General features: G+C 33.5%; 27 protein-coding genes. 8 read left to right on the forward strand and 19 right to left on the reverse strand.

What is annotated here, in order from left to right; all coding sequences use genetic code 11:
* Nucleotides 1-44 precede the first annotated feature (44 nt).
* Complete coding sequence (gene def / locus DN408_RS08990; protein ID WP_002014846.1) at nt 45-599, forward strand: peptide deformylase; 555 nt, start codon at nt 45-47, stop codon at nt 597-599.
* A 62-nt stretch (nt 600-661) separates the two neighbouring features.
* Here the strand turns inward: def and DN408_RS08995 are convergent, their stop codons facing one another.
* Nucleotides 662-1,435, reverse strand: coding sequence for a Cof-type HAD-IIB family hydrolase (locus DN408_RS08995; protein WP_002014845.1), 774 nt, complete (start codon nt 1,433-1,435; stop codon nt 662-664).
* A gap of 548 nt (nt 1,436-1,983) precedes the next feature.
* Between DN408_RS08995 and DN408_RS09005 the strand changes: the two genes are divergently transcribed.
* A complete protein-coding gene (locus DN408_RS09005; protein ID WP_000576436.1) occupies nt 1,984-2,196 on the forward strand; it encodes a DNA-dependent RNA polymerase subunit epsilon in 213 nt (70 codons plus the stop codon).
* A 4-nt stretch (nt 2,197-2,200) separates the two neighbouring features.
* Complete coding sequence (gene rnjA / locus DN408_RS09010) at nt 2,201-3,868, forward strand: ribonuclease J1 (protein WP_002033834.1); 1,668 nt, start codon at nt 2,201-2,203, stop codon at nt 3,866-3,868.
* A 38-nt stretch (nt 3,869-3,906) separates the two neighbouring features.
* Here rnjA and DN408_RS09015 read toward each other — a convergent pair whose 3' ends face one another.
* From DN408_RS09015 to DN408_RS09060, 10 genes are all read right to left on the reverse strand, one after another.
* Nucleotides 3,907-4,572, reverse strand: a complete 666-nt coding sequence (locus tag DN408_RS09015; protein WP_000504033.1) for a potassium channel family protein — start codon at nt 4,570-4,572, stop codon at nt 3,907-3,909.
* 83 nt (nt 4,573-4,655) lie between these two features.
* The gene (locus DN408_RS09020) at nt 4,656-5,522 is read right to left on the reverse strand and encodes a hypothetical protein (RefSeq protein WP_002014843.1); all 867 of its coding nucleotides are present in this window, start codon (nt 5,520-5,522) and stop codon (nt 4,656-4,658) included.
* A 273-nt stretch (nt 5,523-5,795) separates the two neighbouring features.
* The gene (locus tag DN408_RS09025; protein WP_098632794.1) at nt 5,796-6,926 is read right to left on the reverse strand and encodes an N-acetyldiaminopimelate deacetylase; all 1,131 of its coding nucleotides are present in this window, start codon (nt 6,924-6,926) and stop codon (nt 5,796-5,798) included.
* Nucleotides 6,927-6,987: 61 nt separating this feature from the next.
* Complete coding sequence (gene dapD, locus DN408_RS09030; RefSeq protein ID WP_002128886.1) at nt 6,988-7,710, reverse strand: 2,3,4,5-tetrahydropyridine-2,6-dicarboxylate N-acetyltransferase; 723 nt, start codon at nt 7,708-7,710, stop codon at nt 6,988-6,990.
* Between the two features lie 71 nt (nt 7,711-7,781).
* Nucleotides 7,782-8,666, reverse strand: coding sequence for a LysR family transcriptional regulator (locus DN408_RS09035; RefSeq protein WP_003191095.1), 885 nt, complete (start codon nt 8,664-8,666; stop codon nt 7,782-7,784).
* A gap of 177 nt (nt 8,667-8,843) precedes the next feature.
* The gene (cbpB, locus tag DN408_RS09040) at nt 8,844-9,287 is read right to left on the reverse strand and encodes a cyclic-di-AMP-binding protein CbpB (protein ID WP_002066926.1); all 444 of its coding nucleotides are present in this window, start codon (nt 9,285-9,287) and stop codon (nt 8,844-8,846) included.
* A gap of 163 nt (nt 9,288-9,450) precedes the next feature.
* A complete protein-coding gene (gene abbA / locus DN408_RS09045) occupies nt 9,451-9,642 on the reverse strand; it encodes an antirepressor AbbA (RefSeq protein WP_033708000.1) in 192 nt (63 codons plus the stop codon).
* A 127-nt stretch (nt 9,643-9,769) separates the two neighbouring features.
* Nucleotides 9,770-10,288: a ribonuclease H-like YkuK family protein gene (locus DN408_RS09050; protein WP_002033829.1), complete on the reverse strand. Its 519-nt coding sequence runs from the start codon at nt 10,286-10,288 to the stop codon at nt 9,770-9,772.
* A 74-nt stretch (nt 10,289-10,362) separates the two neighbouring features.
* The gene (locus DN408_RS09055) at nt 10,363-10,512 is read right to left on the reverse strand and encodes a hypothetical protein (protein WP_002033828.1); all 150 of its coding nucleotides are present in this window, start codon (nt 10,510-10,512) and stop codon (nt 10,363-10,365) included.
* Between the two features lie 185 nt (nt 10,513-10,697).
* Nucleotides 10,698-10,934 carry a YkuJ family protein gene (locus DN408_RS09060; RefSeq protein ID WP_000055151.1) on the reverse strand — a complete coding sequence of 79 codons (237 nt, stop codon included), beginning with the start codon at nt 10,932-10,934 and terminating at the stop codon, nt 10,698-10,700.
* A gap of 232 nt (nt 10,935-11,166) precedes the next feature.
* On the opposite strand from DN408_RS09060, the gene DN408_RS09065 reads away from it, so the two are divergent.
* The gene (locus tag DN408_RS09065; protein ID WP_002014835.1) at nt 11,167-11,403 is read left to right on the forward strand and encodes a glutaredoxin domain-containing protein; all 237 of its coding nucleotides are present in this window, start codon (nt 11,167-11,169) and stop codon (nt 11,401-11,403) included.
* Nucleotides 11,404-11,428: 25 nt separating this feature from the next.
* On the opposite strand, the gene DN408_RS09070 is transcribed toward DN408_RS09065, so the two are convergent.
* From DN408_RS09070 to fadH, 3 genes are all read right to left on the reverse strand, one after another.
* Entirely contained in the window at nt 11,429-11,917 is a 489-nt protein-coding gene (locus tag DN408_RS09070; protein WP_002128890.1) for a DUF3993 domain-containing protein, read from the reverse strand.
* Between the two features lie 182 nt (nt 11,918-12,099).
* Nucleotides 12,100-13,317 (reverse strand): EAL domain-containing protein, encoded by a 1,218-nt coding sequence (locus DN408_RS09075; RefSeq protein ID WP_003191087.1) that lies wholly within the window; start codon nt 13,315-13,317, stop codon nt 12,100-12,102.
* Nucleotides 13,318-13,571: 254 nt separating this feature from the next.
* Nucleotides 13,572-14,336: a 2,4-dienoyl-CoA reductase gene (fadH, locus tag DN408_RS09080; RefSeq protein WP_147740068.1), complete on the reverse strand. Its 765-nt coding sequence runs from the start codon at nt 14,334-14,336 to the stop codon at nt 13,572-13,574.
* A 195-nt stretch (nt 14,337-14,531) separates the two neighbouring features.
* Here fadH and DN408_RS09085 point away from each other — a divergent pair, with 195 nt between their 5' ends.
* Nucleotides 14,532-15,389 carry a metallophosphoesterase gene (locus DN408_RS09085; RefSeq protein WP_078177794.1) on the forward strand — a complete coding sequence of 286 codons (858 nt, stop codon included), beginning with the start codon at nt 14,532-14,534 and terminating at the stop codon, nt 15,387-15,389.
* A gap of 97 nt (nt 15,390-15,486) precedes the next feature.
* Nucleotides 15,487-15,723: a hypothetical protein gene (locus DN408_RS09090; RefSeq protein WP_002014830.1), complete on the forward strand. Its 237-nt coding sequence runs from the start codon at nt 15,487-15,489 to the stop codon at nt 15,721-15,723.
* Nucleotides 15,724-15,889: 166 nt separating this feature from the next.
* On the opposite strand, the gene DN408_RS09095 is transcribed toward DN408_RS09090, so the two are convergent.
* Nucleotides 15,890-17,998 carry a polyphosphate kinase gene (locus DN408_RS09095; RefSeq protein WP_147740069.1) on the reverse strand — a complete coding sequence of 703 codons (2,109 nt, stop codon included), beginning with the start codon at nt 17,996-17,998 and terminating at the stop codon, nt 15,890-15,892.
* Between the two features lie 108 nt (nt 17,999-18,106).
* A complete protein-coding gene (locus tag DN408_RS09100) occupies nt 18,107-19,681 on the reverse strand; it encodes a Ppx/GppA family phosphatase (protein ID WP_098632793.1) in 1,575 nt (524 codons plus the stop codon).
* A 141-nt stretch (nt 19,682-19,822) separates the two neighbouring features.
* Here DN408_RS09100 and DN408_RS09105 point away from each other — a divergent pair, with 141 nt between their 5' ends.
* Entirely contained in the window at nt 19,823-20,281 is a 459-nt protein-coding gene (locus tag DN408_RS09105) for a YkyB family protein (RefSeq protein WP_147740070.1), read from the forward strand.
* A gap of 32 nt (nt 20,282-20,313) precedes the next feature.
* Here DN408_RS09105 and DN408_RS09110 read toward each other — a convergent pair whose 3' ends face one another.
* Entirely contained in the window at nt 20,314-20,976 is a 663-nt protein-coding gene (locus DN408_RS09110) for a YkyA family protein (protein ID WP_002014826.1), read from the reverse strand.
* Between the two features lie 550 nt (nt 20,977-21,526).
* On the reverse strand, nt 21,527-22,180 hold the full coding sequence (locus tag DN408_RS09115) for a diguanylate cyclase domain-containing protein (protein WP_002033822.1): 654 nt from the start codon (nt 22,178-22,180) through the stop codon (nt 21,527-21,529).
* A 162-nt stretch (nt 22,181-22,342) separates the two neighbouring features.
* Between DN408_RS09115 and DN408_RS09120 the strand changes: the two genes are divergently transcribed.
* Nucleotides 22,343-22,576, forward strand: a complete 234-nt coding sequence (locus DN408_RS09120) for a phage holin (RefSeq protein ID WP_002014824.1) — start codon at nt 22,343-22,345, stop codon at nt 22,574-22,576.
* A 31-nt stretch (nt 22,577-22,607) separates the two neighbouring features.
* Here DN408_RS09120 and DN408_RS09125 read toward each other — a convergent pair whose 3' ends face one another.
* Entirely contained in the window at nt 22,608-23,108 is a 501-nt protein-coding gene (locus tag DN408_RS09125; RefSeq protein WP_002033821.1) for a hypothetical protein, read from the reverse strand.
* Between the last annotated feature and the right edge of the window lie 401 nt (nt 23,109-23,509).

Here is a 23,509-nt window from a genome sequence, read left to right on the forward strand (position 1 = left end):
TTTTATCTCCTTTGGTAGACTAAAGGAGAAAGGAGAGATTACATATGCTTACAATGAATGAGGTAATTCGTGAAGGAAATCCTATTTTGCGCGACGTCGCAGAAGAGGTCTCCTTACCTGCTAGCGAGGAAGATACAAATACTCTTAAAGAAATGATTGAATTTGTAATAAATAGCCAGGACCCTGAAATGGCTGAAAAATATAATTTACGCCCCGGAATCGGATTAGCGGCTCCGCAAATCGGTATTTCAAAGAAAATGATTGCGGTTCATGTAACTGATACGAACGATACGTTATATAGCTACGCATTATTTAACCCAAAAATCATTAGTCATTCTGTTGAACGTACATATTTACAAAATGGTGAAGGCTGTCTATCTGTAGACCGTGAAGTACCTGGTTATGTCCCTCGTTACACGAGAATTACAGTAAAGGCAACAACGATTAACGGTGAAGACGTAAAACTGCGATTAAAAGGTTTACCAGCAATTGTATTCCAACATGAAATCGACCATTTAAACGGTGTTATGTTCTATGACCATATTAATAAAGACAATCCATTTGTGGCTCCCGATGATTCAAAACCTCTCGAGCGATAATAGTAAAAAGGCGGAAGTTAATCTTCCGCCTTTTTATTATGTGAAATGGGTTCCACACTTACTTATAACAAGCCAGCCCACTTTAATCCGTGATAAATACCGTCTTCATTAACATCTTTTGTCACATAATTAGCAAGTTTTTTCAAATCCTCATGACCATTCCCCATCACAATGCCCGTTCCTACTGCTTCAATCATTTCTAAATCATTTAATCCGTCCCCAAATGCATATACTTGTTCACGATTAAATCCTATTTTCTCAATAAACTTCTCAATCCCTTTTGCCTTAGAACCACCATTAGGGATAATATCCATTGAATATGCATGCCAGCGTATAAAATGAAAATCTGGATAATGATGAATAAACTTTTCTTCTTCATTTACTTCACAAAAAAGAAGCGTTTGATAAATATCGCGTTTCTCATAAAAATCAGGTTCATATGCCGGATGCTCGAATTGTAAGCTTCCAAAACCTTCTTTTACATAATCATGATATTCCACTGACGCTCTCATTTCTTGATGGTCAAGATATACAAGTGGATATCCTTCTTGTTTTGCAAACTGAGTAAACTTATGTAGAGCATCAGGATGTAATGGATTATTAAATAATACCTCATCCTCAAATACAACATACTGCCCGTTAAAACTAACATAATTATGTATATTGAGTTCCTCACGAATATCTTCAAACATAAATGGCGCACGCCCTGTTGCAATCGCTACATGCACACCTTTTTCTTGTAAATCTCTTACTGCATCTCTTGTAGATTGCGGAATTTTCTTATCATGATCTAATAATGTTCCATCAATATCAAAAAAGACAATTTTATCATTCATTTGTCAAAATCCTTTCTGGCACTCTATATTCCTATTTTGATTATCACTTTTCAAATTTCAAAAAAAAGTATAACATATTAAACATCTGTGAAGAAAGCGTTCACTTTCTGACCTTATTTATGAAATGTGCATATACTATTAGTGAAAAAATGTGGATACTTGTTCGGATGAATTTTCTTTTCTATTCTTCCTCATACTATATCTATAACTAACGGCTACTAATCGTTACTACAAGATAACTTACACTATACTAAAAAGAACAAGATTCACTATTCACTTCTAATCTTCTTTCTTGTATGGGAGACAGAGTTATCATTAGTAATATGCATGTTTTAAATAAGGAAAGGAAGGAGTAATCATGCTGAAGAAGCTGAAGAAAAAGCTCAAGCGTTATTTAAACGATTTAGTCCGTAAGAAGACAATCGCTTAAATTGTGCCCATTTCGGGCTTTTTCTTCATTCTCATTCGAAAAAACATGAAAATCGTGACTGTTTGCTTTATAATAAGTAACAGATAATGCAAAACATAGACAAGGAGAGGTTTTCCCAATGATTTTTAAAGTATTTTATCAAGAAAAATTAACTGAGGTCCCAGTACGTGAAAATACAAAAGTTTTATATTTAGAGGCTACGTCTCAAAAGGATGTTCGTAAAAAATTAAATAAGTTCGCATATAATATCGAGTTCGTTCAGTCTGTTACTGGTGCTCATCTTGAATATGAAAAACAAAACGCTGATTTAATATTAGCGGAGATCGTATAGTCATATGAAATTCCTAAAAAATGATCAAGCTGCCGTTTTTGCACTCGGTGGTCTTGGTGAAATCGGTAAAAATACATATGCTGTTCAATTTCAAGATGAAATTATTATAATTGATGCTGGAATTAAATTTCCAGAAGACGAACTCCTCGGGATCGATTATGTAATACCAGATTACACTTATTTTGTGCGAAACGAAGATAAAATTAAAGGGTTATTCATTACACATGGTCACGAAGATCATATCGGTGGAATTCCTTATCTATTACGTCAAGTAAACATTCCAATTTACGGTGGAAAATTAGCAATTGCCCTAATAAAAAACAAATTAGAAGAGCACGGATTACTTCGTAAAGCAAAACTTTATGAAATTCAAGAAGATGATGTTATTAAATTTAAAAAGACATCTGTTTCCTTCTTCCGTACAACTCACAGTATTCCGGATTCATACGGAGTTGTTGTGAAAACACCTCAAGGACAAGTCGTTCATACAGGTGATTTCAAATTTGATTTCACACCAGTGGGTGAGCCAGCAGATTTAACAAAAATGGCCGAAATCGGAAAAGACGGTGTACTTTGTCTCTTATCTGATAGTACAAACAGTGAAGTGCCAAACTTTACGATGTCTGAGCGCCGCGTTGGTGATAGTATTCAAGATATATTCCGCAAAGTAGACGGTCGTATTATATTCGCAACCTTTGCATCGAATATCCATCGCTTACAACAAGTTGTTGAGGCTGCTGTTGAAAACAATCGTAAAGTAGCTGTATTCGGTCGAAGTATGGAAGCGGCTATTGAAATCGGACAAAACCTTGGTTATATCCGGTGTCCAAAGGATACATTCATAGACACAGCTCAGCTAAACCGCCTACCAGCTAATAAAGTTGTTATGTTATGTACAGGTAGTCAAGGGGAACCGATGGCAGCACTTTCACGTATTGCCAATGGTACACATCGTCAAATTCAAATTATCCCTGGCGATACAGTTGTTTTCTCTTCTTCACCAATCCCAGGCAATACAATTAGTGTAAGTCGTACAATTAACATGTTGTACCGCGCTGGTGCTGATGTAATCCATGGTAAACTCTCAAATATTCATACGAGTGGACACGGTGGACAAGAAGAACAAAAGTTAATGCTACGTCTTATTAAGCCGAAATATTTCATGCCAATTCATGGTGAATATCGTATGCAACGTATGCATATGAAATTAGCGAATGATTGTGGTATTCCAGAAGAAAATTGTTTCATTATGGATAATGGAGATGTTCTTGCTTTACGTTCTGATGAAGCAAGCGTAGCTGGGAAAATCCCATCTGGCTCTGTCTATATCGATGGAAATGGTATTGGAGATATCGGTAATATCGTATTACGTGATCGTCGCATTCTTTCTGAAGAAGGACTTGTTATTGTAGTTGTAAGCATTGATATGAAAGAATTTAAAGTTGCAGCAGGACCTGATATCATCTCGCGTGGTTTCGTTTATATGCGTGAAAGCAGCGATTTAATCAACGATGCTCAAACATTAATTACAACACATTTAGAAAAAGTAATGGAGCGAAAAACAACACAATGGTCTGAAATTAAAAATGAGATTACAGACACATTAGCACCATTCCTATACGAAAAAACGAAACGTCGTCCAATGATTTTACCAATCATTATGGAAATATAAGAAAAAGGACAATGCCTCCTCGGCATTGTCCTTTTCTCTTATCTTAAAAAATGCTTAAAACGATCTACTTCATCGTCATGACCAATTACAATTAATATATCTCCCGCCTGAACATTTTCTGTAGCTCGAGGAGATACGATAACTTCTTTTCCACGTTTAATTGCTACAATGTTCAAACCAAACTTCGCACGAATATCTAATTCAATTAAAGAGTGCCCATCAATTTTTTTATTTGCGATAATCTCTACAATACTATGCTCATCTGAAAGCTCTAGGTAATCTAACACATTACTTGATGCGATATTATTAGCAATCCTTTTTCCCATATCTCGTTCTGGATGCACAATATGATCTGCCCCTATTTTACTTAACACTTTTTCATGATAGTCATTTTGAGCTTTTACAGTAATATTTTTCACACCTAATTCTTTCAAAATTAACGTTGTTAAAATACTTGAATTCAAATTATCTCCAATAGCAACGACTACATGATCAAAATTACGAATACCAAGACTTTTTAATACCATCTCATCTGTTGAATCTGCAATTACAGCATGCGAAGCTATATTTGCAAACTCATTAATTTTATCCTCATCTGAGTCAATTGCCATTACTTCCATACCTAATTGAGCTAATTCACGGCAAATACTTCCACCAAAACGGCCAAGCCCAATAACAGCAAATTCTTTCTCTTTTTCGCCCACAGGAATTCCTCCAATAACATCAAATACTATGTACTTTTATTGTAACATACTTTAAATTCGCTACAAAAACCTGTATATACTTCTTATTTTTGTTTTTGCATATAAAAATACTGTTGTAAATAAAACGCGATACCGAAAATTAACATACCAAATACAAATATATTTCCAAATGAACTAAATGTTTCAAAAACGAACAATAGCGTTTCTTGTCCGAAAAAAGCAAATAAAAGTTGTGTAAATGCGAATAACAGTGCCAATATGTAATGATGTTGATGGAATAAATAATGTGTTGCGCCTAAAAAAGCTACAAGCGAAACAATGAAGATCCACCAAGTTTCTAAAAACAATTGCCAATTAGTAAATTGATATCCATTTACTAATATCGCAATAATTCCTATAACTGCCATCGTCGGCACACTCCATAATAATGCACGCCCTCTAAAGAAGTGCGCACCTTTTGCATCTCCTTTTTCATTTGCGATGTATGTTAGCACGACAGTACTTATATACAAAACAGAGAGGATTGTTAAAACAATGATAAGCCAAAAATGTAATTGATAATATTCATGTTCTATATTCGTCACAATTGCAGCTAACATACATGGAATAAACATCCCTGTCCAACCATCTATTTTCCTTTCGTTCCAAAACACCGTATTACCAATCCGAATTCCTAATAGCATAAAAATAATGATACCTAGTACAAATAACGTAGTCTTATTCCCTACTAAACTCGTTGAGAAAGCAATTAATCCAATAAATAAAAAAAGAACAAATCCATTCATAATTTCTAGTACAGGTGACAAATATCTTTTCACCCATTTGTATGTTTCTTCATATTCACTATTATTTGCTAAACGATAGGCGTAAAAACTTATCCCAAAATAAACCGCCGCAATAATAACATATGCATATAAGACGAAACATAAAATCGCACTGCTAATTTGCACGTAATTCCCCACCCTTTTTTCTATGTATCACATTGATTTTACACACTTTTCATACTAAAAGTAAACATATATAGGGTAGTTAAATAATTATCTTCCCTATTAGCAATAATTAATAATGAGCAGTGGCTAAAAACCCCCTGCTCATTATTAAGACGTCAAATTTAACTTTACTCATTTGTATGAAGATGTCTAACACTAACGAATACGAAAGATGTTTTCGTCTCTGAACTAAGAAGTCCCCACTCTAAACTATTGCACAATTAGCGAGTAAGTTCACTTTCTATTTCCCTTCCACTTCACATATTGATTTAAAAATACAATTGCTTTCTCAATAACCTCTTCGTCTGGTTTTAATTTCGCATGATGTAAACCATATTCTGAATTTACTCCAAGCCAAAACATAAATCCAGGTATCTCTCGAAGCATATAACCAAAGTCTTCACCTGTCATTGCCTCCGTACACGTAATTACGTCCATAGTCGTTTGTTCAAGTGTAAATTGCATAAACTCTCTCGTTAGCTCCTCATGGTTATACACTTGATGATACATCGCTCCGTAGTCAATAACAGCTTCACATTGAAAAGAAGCTTCTATTCCCGCAACAATTGCCTCAATTCGGCTTTTAACACGTTTCATTGATTCCACTGATAGCGTTCGAATTGTTCCTTCTAAACGAGACTTTTCTGCGATAATGTTTTGAACTGTACCACCTGTAATTTTCCCAATTGTAATTACCGCACTGTCAAGAGGGTTCACATTACGACTAATAACTGATTGAAGTTGTGTAACGAGATGACTCGCTGCAACAATCATATCATTTGCTGTATGCGGATATGCAGCATGTCCACCTTTTCCTTTTAAATCAACGTATAGCTCTGATGTATTCGCAAATAATAAACCTTCTTTTGTCGCGATTGTTCCCACAGAGTATTCAGGCGCAATATGAAGTCCAAGAATCATATTAGGCTTCCATTCTTTTAACTCATCGCTTTCTAACATAGGAAGTGCACCACCTGGACCTTCTTCAGCTGGTTGGAATATAAACACAAGATCATCATCTATTCTTTCGCTTACAGCCGCTGTTAGAAGTCCTAAACCGATTGTTGCATGCAAATCATGTCCACATGCATGCATCATTCCTTCATGGACAGAAGAGAATTCATATCCAGTTTCCTCTGTAATTGGTAGACCGTCTATATCTGCACGATAACCTATTATTTTTTCTGGATTTTTTCCATTTACTTTAACAATTACACCTGTTTTCCATGTTTTCACTTCCAAATATTCATTAGGAAGCGTTCCTATATAATCTAAAATATACTGTTGTGTTTTCCACTCTTTAAATCCAATCTCCGGAATTTTATGTAAATCTCTACGAACTTGGACAAATTTGCTTACTGTCATTTTTGCACCTCTATCTATAAAAAGCGTAAGAGCACATTCATGCTCTTACGCTTTTTATTTTTTATTTCTCTGGGTTTAATTGACGAAGCTCTTGTTTAATTTCAGTTTTTGCTTTTGTCTTCTCATCAATTTCTTTAATTACACGTGCCGGAGTTCCCGCAACAACTGTATATGGAGGCACATCTTCTGTTACAACAGCTCCTGCTGCTACAACTGCACCTTTACCTACTGTAACGCCTTCTAGAACAACTACATTTGCACCAATTACAACATCATCTTCAACGATAACTGGTTTTGCAGAAGGTGGCTCAATAACACCGGCAAGTACAGCACCTGCACCTACGTGACAGTTCTTACCAACTGTTGCACGTCCACCAAGCACTGCGTTCATGTCGATCATAGTACCTTCACCAATTACAGCACCGATGTTAATTGTTGCATTCATCATGATAACAGCGTTGTCACCAATTTCTACATGGTCACGAATAATCGCGCCTGGCTCAATACGAGCTTTAATACCTTTTAAATCAAGCATTGGAATTGCAGAATTACGACGGTCATTCTCAACTACATAGTCAACAATGTGCTTGCTATTTTCATCAAGAATTGTCTTAATTTCAGACCATTCTCCGAATAATACACCAGATTTTTTATTTACAAATGCTTGTACTGTTTCAGGGAATGTTACCTCTTTTAAATCCCCTTTTATGTATACCTTTACAGGAGTTTTCTTTTCACTGTTTTGAATAAACGAAATAATTTCGTTAGCGTCCATCATTTTCATTCTTGTTGCCTCCTAAATCCATTTATAATGTTACTCTACCAAACGATAGAGCGAGTAGCAAGACAATAATCTTATTTTCCCATTTGAATTTCTTCTATAATTTCTAAAAATGCTTGTACTTGCTTCAACTGCCTTGCCGAGTCACTCGTCAATAACCATGTTTCTCTCGTTAATTGAACAGGTGTTTTATACATATTTTCCTGCACTTCTTTTAAAACAGTCGAAGGTAAAAGAGCATAACCTATTCCATTTAAAACAAGCTGTTTGCACGTTTCAATTTGGTCAACTACAATCGTTCGCTTAGGTGGATTTGAAAATAATCCATACCACCAATTTTGTATTTGTCCATAGTAGGTCGAATCACTTTTAAATTGAATAAATGGTCTATTTGTCTCTTTTAACATCGAAATATCTTTTATTTCTTTATCAACTAAATATAATTCATCTTCAAATAATTGTTGTTTCTGCCCTTTGTATTCTTGTGATCCTCTCAGTATAGCAACATGAACGTCTCCTTCATAAAATTGCTTTTGCACTTCACTACTCCAGCCAGTAAACAGAGATATCTTCACAGAAGGATACTTATGCACAAATTTTTTCAAAACAGGTGGAAGCCAATATTGCCCAATGACTGATGCAACAGCTATTTTTAACGTACCGTATGTTTCGGTTCTAAAAAGAGCCAGTTCACTTTTAATACCCTCTTCCCGTTGTAACATTTCTTTTGCATAATTTGCAACTTTTTCCCCTTCAGGTGTAATTGTTAATCCTTTTTGTGAACGAATAAAAAATTTCATTCCCCATTGTTTCTCCATAGATTGTAATCGTTGACTAAGCGCAGGTTGGGAAACAAATAAACGTTCCGCCGCTTTTCTCATATTTGATTCCTGAGCTAACACAACCATCATTTGAAAATCATCAATTTGCAACTTTCTCCCTCTTTCCTTAGCTTCCATACACCTAATTTTAATAAGTATTTCATCCTTAATTTAATTGCATACTTTTATACATTAGAACGGTTTGTTAGTTCAAACTTTTCTTATGCTTTATGTCTTTTTAAATATAATACATACACAACTGATATGCACGAAAAAAAGTGACTTCGCCTTTTCTGTGAAGTCACTTTCCCTACGTTATCGATTATGCTGTCTCACTTTTTTATTCAACAATTTTAAAATAGCCCGCCGTGTTAAAATACCCTCGAAGTAACCTTCTTCATTGACAGCGCAAATAAAAGGATGATCAATTGTCATTTCTAAAGCTTTTGCAAAAGAATCTTCTAACATAAGAACTGGAATCTCTTCCTTCATCACTTGTTCCACTTTCATATTCTCAAGTCTTTCAAACTCAATGCGCTCTAATCCTAAAATACCATCTAAAATCATAGCAGTACTAATTAATCCATGTAATTTATACATAGGGTCTAAAACAGGAATCGCCGAATATCCAGATTTCACAAGAACGAGTAAAGCATGTTCTAGACCATTCCCTATTTGTACATGTGCTACTTTATCTGATGAAATCATTAAATCCTTCACAAGAATTTGTTGAAACTCGTCTTTCGGAATACTAATCATGTTACATCCCCCATTTTCCCTTTTTCCTGCTAATATTCTCCGGTCCTATTCACATTTTATGATAGCGTTTTCACATTATTATTTTGTCCTGACATTCTTCTAATAAAAATACATAACTATTTTAGCATATAACATAAAAAAAAGACTACCATTCCGGTAGTGCTTAATACCCTTTATTTTTTAATCGGTAAAACAATCTTGTGATTTTTTTATATTGCGTCACATCTATCTGTTTTAAACCATTCTCAATGTCTGTAAGCTCCACCGCTAAAATTTCGCTCGCGTAATTTTGCTGAAACAGAATATCCAACAATAAATTTTCTTCTTCTCTTGTTAAAACAAATTCCTTTTCCATATGCTCCTCTCCTTGCACTCGCATCATCACTCTCATTATATAAATTTTTCAGTCTATTTAACAGATGTAATATTCAGTTTTTGTTAGAAATACTTAACGACTGCGAATATATAGACATCATTTCACATTATTTTGTATATCTGTTTGCGTAACTAAATGCCGCATAAGCATCTGGTTTAATTTTTGCTGTTAATCCCATTGCTTGAATTTTCATCGTCATATCTAAAATAAATTCTTTTGTTAAACCATCATTCCCGATATCTAAATGAATCTCCATTATGAATCCTGCTCCATCTTGAGCGTATGGGTGCAATAAATCCCATATCGCTTGTATATGATTGGGAGTAAATAGATAGGCGATTTCTTGACTAAACTGTGTTTCTAAATATATTTTCTCTCGCAACGTTGCTGGCTTATTTTTCACTGATTTATGATGCAAACATCCCCATGCTCCTTTTCCAACACGATGAATATGTATCGCTGTAATAAACCTCGTATCCTTTTGATGCGCTTGTGAGTCTGTCCCAATAGATAATCGATATAAATTTCGCGGATCCTTTTCAATGAAACTACAAATACGGTTAAATACCATATCAAAATTCAAATGTCTCTCTGAAACATTATAAAATGTATGCTCACCGTCCACATAGTCACGTCCTTTCAATTAGACAGACTTTTCGTATTCTCATTGTATGGGACAAAAACAAAAATTATAACTTACTACCCTTTATTCGTTTCAATATTTCGAATTACATAATTACAAAACCTACATGTATATATTACATTTTGATTAGATTGGGCGGTTAATACGTGATTAATTTCAGCATGACTGTGACAATTAGGACAAATAACAATCGGTAAGCGTTCCATCCTTTGCACCTCCTATTAATATTTACTATCATTGTAGGAAAAATGAAAAATTCCTATACATATACATTTATAAAAACTCTTTTATTTAATCGCGACTTAAATTGAAACTTCTACTACCTATATAGCCCATTAATTAATATAACTAAAAAAGGTACCGCCATTTGGCAGTACCTTTTTTATATGTATCAAGAAATGATATCGTAAATCTCAATTGCAACCATATCGATGTTATCGAATTGATACACTTGAGGTTTTTCACCTTGTTGATACACTTCTAACTCATACATTTCACTTTTATCGAAAAATTTCACGCTACATTTGCGCTCACCGTTCACTTCAAAATAGCGTTGTGCTACTTCACCGCTTTCAGCTTGTTCTTGTAGACTAACAAGTCGAGTTAAAATTCCTTGGAGTAGAGACATGAAATCTCTCCTTTCTCTGATCTTCCTACCAATAGGTTTTACAGCTATACTCATTCTATCCGTCATAACAGAAAAAACGTTCCACAATCTAGGATAAAGGTTCTTGGCAAGAAACTCAACTAAAATTTGTCGAAATAAGAAGTAAAAAGATGAAAGAGCATCTTTTTACTTCTTTATTGCGCTTTTTATACTGGCAGAATATAATAAACAACAGAAAAAGGGAGGAATTACAATGAAAAAAATTGAGGTTTATACACAACCTGATTGTCCGCCTTGTACCATTGTAAAAGAATTTTTAAAACATAATAACGTTGTATATGAAGAATTTGACATAAAAAAAGACGCTGCTGCACGCAATCGTCTTTTATATGACTATGAATCCTATTCAACTCCAACAGTTGTAATTGACGAAGAAGTTGTGGCAGGTTTTCAAATTGAAAAATTACAACAGCTACTCGGTATAGAATAGGAATAGGCGACACCTATTCCTATTCTCATAATTGTTGTAACCTTTTTATTTCAGTCAACAGTTCCTGACTTTCATGATACCCTGCTAATTTCCATTTTCCATTATCCTTTTGCAATGTCACAATTTGATATTGTCCACTCTTTGTCCGCTCATAGACATATAAATTTTTATGTTCTTCATCATAAGACATTTTTGTTTCTGAATTAAAAGAAAATGGAGCTTCTTTTGCTGGAAGTAAATATTCACCACTTTGTTTTTCATTTCTACTGTTTTCATCTGTAAAAACTTGAAGGAAATTATTTGTAAAATATGGTGATAACGTCTCTATCATCTTATTCGTAGGTATTTGCTTCCCGCGGATTGAAAATTGCGTCTCATAACCTTTTTGTATCGTTGTAAACACTTCTTTCCGATCCACTTTCACTTCTTCTTTTCCTAAAACAGTTGTGACACTATAGCCAACTAGAAAGGCAACACATATAAATAGAACAAACCATATTCCATATTTCTTCATTTTTTCACCTTCCTTTTAAAAGAGCTTGTCTTTGTAGTATTCATTGTAACAATGATTATGCAAAGAAAGGGATGATTTCGTTCGTAAAATCTTTACAACGATAGACAGCATTTTCATCACCATTTTCACTATTACCAATTTATGATAAAAACAAACAAAAAATGCACGAATCTCTTCGTGCATTAAAATAAAACATCTTCTTCATATAAATATTCATACGATAAATCTATAAATAAAAAGTTTTCATCATCAATTGGGAAGGAAAATGTCCGTACCATCTCACCGGTTTCAATATCAGCATATAAATCTGAAAGTCTTGCCTTATTCTCAAAACGCATTTTCATAATATTTTCTAGAAAATACGGACGCCAACTCCAGTTCTTCATATAATACTCAGGCATCACAATCCATTCCCCATCTTTTTTCATAACATTTCCTGATTGTTGGAAACCATCTTCGTTACAAATAAATATGCGGAAACTACACTGTGATACACTTTGGCTAAATTGTAATAACCAATCATTTATATCTTCATTCTTTTTCTGTTTAGCTAGAACATCACCAATTCGATCACGTAACAGTTCTGTTAAATTATAAATTTTTTGTAATTTCTTCTTCTCATGTTGAATAAATTGATGACACTCATTACCAAGTCGTTCTTTCAAAACGTTCGTTTCAATAAAATCAGGTAAGCACTCTTTCAAATAATTCCCTTGATAATATCTACCACCGTTTTTCCAAGCATATTGTAGTTGATAAAAAGCATCTATTTCTTCATATAACAATGTTGCACCAATTCTTCTAGCAAGTAAAGATAAGGAATATAAAATATCTTGATAAGATTGTAAAAGTGCAGTTTGCCTTAAATTTGTTAAATCTACTTTTAAAATATCCGGTGCTAACACGCTAATACGCTCTAAATTACTTGTACCCGTTCCGACTTTATTAATCGAAATTTGAATACCATATGTACGATAATACATGAGTAAATGATTAAATTGTTCTATATCTTCTTTACATTCATGTTCTGTTATTTCCAGAACAATGCGTTGTAAGTTCAAACCTTGTTCTTCATACATCAGCAAAAGTTGAAGTAAACTTTCATCTTCATCATTCATTAATACATTAGCATTCCGATGTATAAATAATAATAATTTTTGATCCGTTTCTAAATACCTATTTAACGCTTTTTCTACGATGATGTTATCCGCTTCAAGTTGGAACTCACTCGGAATAGAATCATCATGGAAGAAAGATGCTAAACTTTGTATGCCCTCTTCTGTTTGAATACGTCCTACAACTTCATATCCAATTACTGTATGCTCATCAGCACTAAAAATAGCTTGATAATAAGGAAGGACTTTATCCAAGTTACTCATTACATCTAATGCATCTATCAACGTGCTTCCCTCCCTTTACTTTTCAAAAATTATAACACGATATTTACGGAAAAATAATAAAAAATCCCTTCAGTTTTCCTGAAGGGATTAGAGGGGTAAAATGCTAAGGGGAATTAGCAATTCTACTATGAAGAAAAAAGAGGTCTTAAATATAACCTATATATTCCCCTTTGTAAACACATTTCTCTCACGTGTCACAACTTCGTCACATTTCACCAAAGAAAAATTAATGAATCATTCATTTTTCTTTCCTTTTAAAATGGATATTGATGCAAATGCTGGCCACCATCCATTGTCATACAAGTTCCATTTATGTATGCAGCTTCATCTGAACATAAATAATAAGCTAGACCCGCAATTTCTTCTGGTGTACCCATTCTACCAAGTGGAACACTTTGCAATGTACGCTTAGCCATTTCTTCTGAAATCCATAATTTATCGGCACCACCTGTACGCTCAATTGGTCCTGGTGCGATAGCGTTAACTCGTATTCCATATTTACGTCCCCACTCAACAGCAAGAGTTTTTGTCATCGCTAGTACACCAGCTTTAGCTGCTGCCGAATGGATAACCCCTGGGCCTGCATCCCATGCATATGTTGCCACCATGTTAATAATATTTCCTTTTATACCTTTTTCAATCCAATATTTCCCAATAGCCTGACTGCAATAAAATGTACCATTTAATACAATATTAATTACCGAATTCCAGCCATTCACAGATAAGTCCTCTGCTGGACAAATAAAGTTTCCAGCTGCATTATTTATTAAAATATCAATTCGTCCAAACTTCTCATCAATATTTTCAATCATTTTTTGAATATCATCAGTATTTCGTACATCCATTTGTACAGATAATACTTGCCCTGGAAACTGTTCAATTTCTAACTTTGCTTCTTCTAGCTTTTCTTTTGTACGCCCTGTAATAACAACACGTGCCCCTTCTTTCGCAAAACGTATCGCCATCCCTTTTCCCATTCCACTTGATCCACCTGTTATAATAACTACCTTCTCTTTCACATACATCCCCTCCAAAAAATGAATACATATTCATTTTATCACTTTATTTGATAGAAATCTTTATATTTTTCAATTTTTCTGATATTTTAACGTAAAGAGGTTTCTTTTCGTTCATTTTTTTCGTAATCTATACTACTTTTTTAGTATTTAAAATATATTTTTAAAAAACTGAAGGGAGGTTCGAGTAACCTGTATATGAAGAAAATTACAAGAAGAAATTTTTTAAAATCTGGAATACGCACTTGTCTATATTCATTTATAACCGCAAGCATCGGCTATTATTATGCTAAATATATAGAGCCCTATTTACTTTCTTTTACGCAACACTCACTTAAATCACCGCTCATACCAAAAGGTTTTCATGGTATGAAGATCCTTCAATTTAGCGATTTACATCTAGGATACTATTTCTCTCTCCAACATTTATCTCAAATCGTTTCCAAGATTAATGCTGAAAAGCCAGATATTGTCCTTTTTACTGGTGACCTCATTGATGATTACCAAACATATACCGAGGCTTCTTTTGTTGCATCCATTTTAAAGAATATACAGGCACCCTTCGGTAAATTTTCTATTTATGGTAACCACGACCATGGCGGATATGGAACTGAATACTATGATCACATCATGCGCGAATCTGGATTTGAACTTTTGCAAAATAGCGAAAAGCGAATTCGTTTACTGGATAATAGTGAAATTTCTATTTTCGGACTCGATGATATGCTACTGGGTAAACCAAAAATAGCGGAAACTTTACAACATGCAAAACAAAATATTTATACAATTGTTCTCGTTCACGAACCAGATATCGCGCCACAAATCGCTACATATCCAATCAATCTTCAACTTTCTGGTCATAGCCATGGCGGACAAGTACAAATTCCTTTTTTAGGTGCTATTATTACCCCGTCGCTTGCAAAAGAATATATTGAAGGTTTCTATAACATTCAAGGTTTGACTCTCTATGTCAATCGAGGTATTGGAAGAACACGTGTCCCATTCCGCTTTATGTCAAAACCTGAAATTACACTCTTCATCCTACAACATTCGTAACAATTCGCCTATTTCCTTACATATCCTTCCTTGTACGCGCTCATCCACGCTTGGTCCACCATATGATAAAAATGAGTCCAGTAAAGGAGGTTTGTTCATGTATCCATATTATCAACCGATCCCAGTTCGTTCAGCACCTTTTGGCCCAGCAGGCGACTCACGCTTCTTTCCATTTTTCGGTGTTCCATTTCTAGCTGGAATTGCTGGAGGATTGCTCGGTGGAGCATTAGCTTTCGGGCCTAGACCGTTTTATCCGCCTTATCCACCGCCTTTCCCACCACCAGCACCTTTTCCTTGTTACGGAGGGCCTTGTCAACAACCATACTATTATTAATTTAAACCAACCATTCTTCTAATGTTTTTCTCTCAACGAACCAACTCATCACACGCCTATAATAAAAACTATTCTCTCTACTCATCCTTCCATTTTGAGAATATATGAGTAGAGAAAAAAAGTAAAAACCTCTTAAATTCAATAAGAGGTTTTTACTTTTTTCACACTATTCAGCGTCTGTATTTTGATACGCCATCTTAAATAAATTCACTTGGCTATCAATTTCTTCTATACTACTATTAATTATATAATAATAGTCACCATCTTTATTTTGTTCACGTGTTTTCACATTATCAGCTAAAACCAGCTGTAAAATTGCCTTTATTCTCGCTTTCATTTCAATATCTAAAATTGGGAAGGATATTTCTACTCGTTTTTCCATATTTCGCGTCATCAAATCAGCTGAAGATAAATATATTTTTTCATCTCCATTATGATGGAAATAATAAATACGACTATGTTCTAAATATCTTCCAACAACACTAACTACACGAATATTTTCACTTACATTCGGAATCCCAGGTCTTAAACAACATGTCCCTCTAACGATGAGCTCTACCCCTACCCCAGCTTGTGATGCTTCATACATTTTTTTTATTAATGGTTTATCTGTTAACGAATTCATTTTAGCGATAATATATCCATTTCCATATTGTCTATGATAACGGATTTCCTCATCTATTAACTCCATAAACTGCTCTCTTATATCAAACGGGGCAACAGATAAATGATGAAAATGCGGTTTTTTTGTATAACCACTCAAATAATTAAAGAAATTTGTTGCATCTACACCAAAGTCTTTTCGCGATGTAATATATCCAAAATCGGTATACAACTTCGCTGTTGCATCATTATAATTTCCGGTTCCAAGATGTACAAACCTTTCAATTTTTCCGTTTCTTCTTCTTACAACTAACGTAATTTTACTATGCGTTTTCAAGTGACTTACTCCGTAAATAACGTGACATCCGGCCTGTTCCAATTCTTTAGCCCAATGAACATTATTCTCTTCATCAAACCTTGCCTTTAACTCAACCAATACCGTCACTTGTTTTCCTTTTTCAGCTGCTACCTTCAGCGCCTGAATTATTGGAGAATCTCCACTTACACGATATAATGTTTGTTTGATCGCAAGTACATTCGAGTCATCTGCCGCATCACGGACAAAATCAACGACTGGCTGAAACGACTCAAAAGGATGGTGTAATAAAATATCATGTTCTATCGCTTTTTCAAATACATCTTCCTCATCACCTAAATCTTGAGGAGGTTGAGGAATAAGAGCCGGATATACTAGATGTTCATATAAAGGCGCTAATTTTTTATATAAGGAGAATAAACATGTTAAATCTAACGGTCCATCCATCATGTACACATCTTCATCTTTTACTTCTAACACATCATACAATAACGCTAACACTCTTTCATCAATGTGTTCTTTACCAACTTCTAAACGAACGGCAGCTCCCCACTTACGCTTTTTCAATTCTTTTTCAATTACTTTTAATAAATCGCGTGCACCTTCTTCATGGATCGTTAAATCCGCATTACGTGTAATACGGAAACGAGTAACAGGTGATACGTTATATCCTGTGAATAGTTTATGAGTAAAACCACTAATTACATCTTCTAATAAAATAAATTTATGTTTTTGCCCTTCACTCGGTAAAAATATGAAACGCTCCAGTAATGAAGGCACTTGTACAATTCCTAACTTCGTACGATTTTCTTCCTCAGCCTGTTGCTCATCATATAAAATAGTAGCTAAATTCAAACTTTTATTTAATAACATTGGAAATGGACGATACGCATCAATAGATACAGGGGTTAAAACCGGAAATATTTGTTCATCAAAATACTCCTCGATAAATTCCCTTTGCTCTTTCGTCAAATCATGAAATGTTAAACGCTCAATCCCCTCTAGTTCAAGCGCTGGCAATACATAATTTTTAAACGTTTCATACTGCACAGTCATTAACTCATGCGATTTTATCGCAATCTTATTTAACTGTTTCTTTGGTGTTAAACCTGCTTTATTTTCTGGCTGATTAAATCCCGCACTTACTTGATCTTTCAAACCTGCTACGCGCACCATAAAAAATTCATCTAAATTCGAACTAAAAATACTAATAAACTTTAGTCTTTCTAATAGTGGATTATTTTCATCTTGCGCTTCTTGTAGTACACGTTCATTAAATGCTAGCCAGCTTAATTCACGATTATTATAATACGCTGTATCATTTAAATTTACTAAATTCCCCTTTAGCAATTCCATTCTCTTCACACTTCCCTTTGAAACTTTTTCACTATAATTTAGTTACTTTCATTTTATCAAATTACAATATTCCAAAGTGTTAATTTTCTGTAAAGACATCCGTACAACTTAACGTTTTGATTCGAATGATAAGTGAATATTTGTTTTCAATACTCTTTCTAGCTGCTTTTTTTGTTTTTCAGCTTGTACTTTTTCTGCTAATGCCGATTGCTCACATAAAATTCTAAACGTTAATCCTTCTTTATTTTCTGTTATGGATATCGTATCAACAAGCGATCTTTGTCTTACATTTAAAGCAGCTGAAAATTGTAAAACAGCGCCTAATAGGCGGATTTTTTTTTGTTCGCTTTTATCAAACCACCCTTCAAATGGAGATAAATGTTGTTTAAATAGCATTTTTGATTTATAAGATGCAATAAGCGCTAACCTCACTCGATCTTTATGCATCATGCCGTCAATTGTTTTATTTGCCAATAAATAAAACGTGTGTAAACGACTCGCTTCTTCGTCTATATATTTTCCAATATTAAATACTTTCGCTGCTTGATGGAATGCTTCCCAGTCTTTTATTGAAACAGAAATCAGTCCCATTTCTTCGAGTTGTTTACAAATCAATCTTCCATGTTTAATAAGTTGAATGACAAATTCCATATCCATTTCATATTCGTGTGATAACAAATGTAAGCTTTCTTCAACTACATTCGGATAATATGAAATCCCTAAATCTTTCGTCAACTCTTCATAGAAAACACCTTCTCTTAATCCTTTTTTGCTTAATACAAATGCCGTTGCTTCTGTAATATTTACAAGTTTATGAAATACTTCAACCGCTGGAATAATTGTATCAGCTCGATCTTTTGCCAATCCTTCCATTTTCTGAAGTTCGATAAACGATTGTTTTTCCAATGCACCTTTTACATTTTCAATATCTTCTTCTTTCATTTTGTATAAATGTACTCCCGCTATAGGATAGTTTGTTAAATTTTGGTGGATTTTCGCTAAGTTTCTCGCACTACCACCAATTGCAATAAGAGGCAATTTCTTATCAATTAACCATGGTAACGTTCGAAATTGACACTCTAAATACTCTCGAATTTCCTCTAATTCATCTTTAGTAGGAATATCACCTTTAATAAATAGATGTTTTAAAGAAAGCGCACCAAAAGGAAAACTATGGTACTCTAAAATCTCTCTATTTTTAATATATGTAACTTCCGTACTTCCGCCACCAATATCTACTGTTATTCCTTCCGAAAACGAAGTAGAATTCATAACTGCTAAATAGCCGTAACGTGCTTCCTCATATTCTGATAATACTCTAAGAGTAAAGTCTGTTTGTCCTTCAACAAGTTTTTTAATCTCCTCTTGATTCTCAGCCTGTCTAATTGTTGCCGTTGCAACACAAAGTACATGATGCAACTGATGGAATTTTGTACTTTCTTGAAATTGAAATAATGTTTGTAACAATACTTCTTTACCTTCTTCATTCAAAACACCCTCGATTAAATAATTTCTTAACCGAGCAACCACTTTCGTATTTTCAATTTCTTTATAAAAACCTCCATTTTGCTTTTCATAAATAACTAAACGCATTGTATTAGATCCAATATCTATAATGGCATATTGTAATTTTAATATTTCTTTCAAACTTCTCACTCTTTCATTATCAAATTTCTGAAACATATTCTATCACTATTATACAAAATAGTTGTTTTTTGTAACAATATTGCTTTAATATTGAAAATATATACAATTACTTTTTGCATATAATAAAAACCCATTTTATTTATGCTATAATAAGGAAAAATTGAAAGGAGAGTCAATATGAAACCTTCACAACCACAATCTCCATTGCATAATCAACATTCTATTAATAGACTAGCTCAATCTATTTTCGTTGTGAATCGTCATGCTAAAGCTGCAACTAACCCTAAGTACTTATATTGGTTAAAAAAGACTGCTTTAGAACGCTTAATTACTGAAAAAAAGGCTATCAAAGAAGGATTACATTTTTCTAGAAATCCACGTTTTAGTCAACAACAATCCGATGTTCTTATACGTTTAGGTGATTATTTTTTCCATATCCCTCCTACGAAAGATGATTTTCGCATCCTACCGCATCTTGGTCACCTTGAATCCTCCTATCGAAATCCGAAAACAACCTTATCTTTAACAATAGCAAAAAAAACACTTCAAGATTATATTGGTCCTGAAGCATTAAAACAGGAAAAAAAATTAAGCGAACCAGTTCCATGGTATAGCCGTACCTATACAAAAAAATAAAACAGTTTGGCCTAATATTAGGCCAAACTGTTTTATTTTTTATCTTCCTTAATTTTAATATTAGCTTGTTTATAGAATGCAACTTTTTCTGTATTATATGATTTCGTATATTCATTAAACTTATCTTTTTCTGTCTCAATATCTTTATATGCTTGGTTTACTACCTTTACTTTCTCGCTAATATCTTTTAATTTTGTACCTTTATCTTGTAGCATTGTATATAATTCTTTTTCTTGCTTTAAAGATTTATTATAGCTATCGTACATCTTTTGGAATGAATCATGTCGTTTCTCATAAGTACTCTTTACTTTATCAGCCTGTTCTTTTAATTTATTATCTTCAATTTTCTTCACATGCTTATCAGCCGACTTCACTTCTTCTTGCGCTTTATTTAACGCCTCTTTTTCTTTAATAAGAACTTTTTCTCGTTCAGCTGTATTTTTCACCGCTTGATCAAGCTTATCCTTAACAGCCTGATTATTATCTTTTCCTTCTTGGACAATTTGATTATATAATACTTGACCCTCTTTCTCTAATGACTCTAATTTTTTCGCATCTTCAAACATTGTTTTTTCTTGCTTGGCAGCATTTTCAAATGCAACATATAGCTCCTCTTCTGGTTTTGGGCCAAAACAACCAGCTAGTAAAGTCATTGATAATGCAGTTACAATTGCTAATTTATTATATTTCAACATCTTTTCCCCCTATTAATAAACGACCATCGTGCCAAAAATCCCATGAAAAACATGTAACTTCGTTAGCTATTTCACGCTCGCATCTTTTTACGAAGATCATCAATAATTATTTATACTGCTTGTACAATTTTCGTACTTAAAATTATGTAATGTCTTAAAACATAAAGGTATTTTCCTTAATCTTACCTACTGCAAGAAACACTATAATGTTTCACCTGATAAAAGATGATCGTTGACCTCTCACGTCTATCATTCCCTTTCTCACTTTCTATCAAATAACCTCTTTGTCCATTTTACATAGTGCAAAGGGGACCTCGCAACTCTTACAAAGATTCTTTTAATTTCTTAAAAAGGAAAAGTGTAGAGCATGTTTTCCTCTACACTTTTAAACTGAAAACATTGTGCAAAATGCATTGACACATCCACACACAATTATATGCTGATTTCATATATTTTTAAAGACTTTTGTTACAAAAAAAAGTTTTCTTGTAACAAAAGACAAAAAAATGTTACAAAAAATCTTTATATCATACTTCTTTAAATCAAAGTTTCATTCATGACTTTGCAAGTTTCTATAATTATACAATTGATTTTGTGCCTTTCTAAACAAATCTTCAAAAGTTTTCCCTTCTATAGGATAACTTGCAGCCCCAAATAATAGTGTGACACTTAATAAATCATTCGCTATTTCATTTTGAATATTTTTGATTAATCTACTTGTTATTGTTGACTTTTCATAGCCATTATCAACAGCTACGATAACATATTTATTTTCATCCCACCTCGTAACTACATCGCCTTTTCGAACTGTCTTTACAATTGTACGTTCTACTCTTTGGACTAGCTCATCTAACTTTTTTTCTTGCACTGTGTCTTTTAATACATCCCATTCTTTTACGGAAAGAATATACACTGTAATATTACGAGAATCTCTTTCTGATAAAGCAGCTACTTTTCCAAAAAAATCAACGACAAAATCGTTATTCGTCATTCCTCCTACTTCAATATTTACACGCGTATTCGTTCTTTTATCGTACCAATGTCCAAAATAATAGCTTAGTATCATTTGCAATATATAAATAATAAAGACGGTTAAAAATGATCTCGAATCTAGCTTAGCAATTACATCCTGAAGTGCAATCCATTCTGTAACCGCAACTGTGTTCCCAAGTAATAACCCACTAATTTTCCCTTTATGTTTCATACTCTCCCCCTTTTATACCAATATATGTTTCTATAACAATAATGTTTTTCTATAAAATAAAAAATGTACATATTTAATGTACATTTCTACTTAAGCTTGTATACCTTTTCTATTTTATTTCATATATATACTATATATCGTTTTTAGGAAGGAGTGACCTATATGCCTCAAAAAGAAAATCTATTAGATATTATGCGCTTACTAGCTGGCTTTTTGTTATCATTAAAATTACTATTTAACTCTTTCGGAATAAACTTCATTACAAACGATCAAATTGACGCTATAGTAAATGTTATTTCATTTCTATTCATTCTATATTTTGGATACAAAAATAACTATATTGGAAAAAAGGGAGTGGAACAAAAGAAATTACTCAAGAAGCACAATCTTCATTAAAGAAGGAACCTTTCGCACAGGTTCCTTCTTATCATTTTCTGACAACCACTTCATTTGTTTGTAGCGGTCCATATGATACACCTTTATATTGAAATGTATATGTAGCCTGAAATAATGAATTGGGAGGAGCTTTATCTTTATTTGCTTTTATTTGACAAATTAATTCTACCTTTTCATTCGGTGATAAATTATCGATTCGCCACCTTACAAGCTGAAATAAAAACTCACTTATTCCCTTATCTGCTTTTAAAGAGTTTGGGATATACGCGAAATAATCACGAATCATATGACTTACAACTACTCGCGAAATCATTTCAACGCCTTTATTTTCAACTTCAAGTCGAATAATTAGTATGTCATTAACATCATAGATCATCTCATACGAAAATTTTTCTTTATACATACTACGGATTTGCAATGTGACTGCTACATCGGATGCTTCCGTGTCCTTTTTAGAACCATCAATCCACAAAACCGGCTGTAACGGTATAGAATACCTTCCTTGATCCGAAATTCGTTTCCATATTTTCATAATATATTCACCTCATTCCAGATATATCATCTATACAACTGTATTCTGCCTCTCGATGCAATGAACTACACTTAGAAAAAATATTTAGCTTGTTACAAATCATATTAAATTTTTCTTTTCCTTTTATCCTATTCGACAATATAAAGAAAAAACCATTTTTAATAGGTTGACACAGGTTATACTTTATTAAATATTTTTTTACAATTTCCTTCCTTGACTACATAACAAAATAAATTCTTACTCTCTTTTGGTCAATATAATAAAGTGAAACTTTAATCAGTGGGGGTTTTGTCCATCCCCCACTGATTATTAGCTTTTACCAATCGGGCTTTAACGGGCAGTTAAAGCGGGATAAAATAATTTGGCGGTAGAAAACATTTGCCTTTTAGTCAAATTTGACT

This window comes from Bacillus sp. AR13-1 (assembly GCF_008042285.1).
Lineage (GTDB): Bacteria > Bacillota > Bacilli > Bacillales > Bacillaceae_G > Bacillus_A > Bacillus_A mycoides.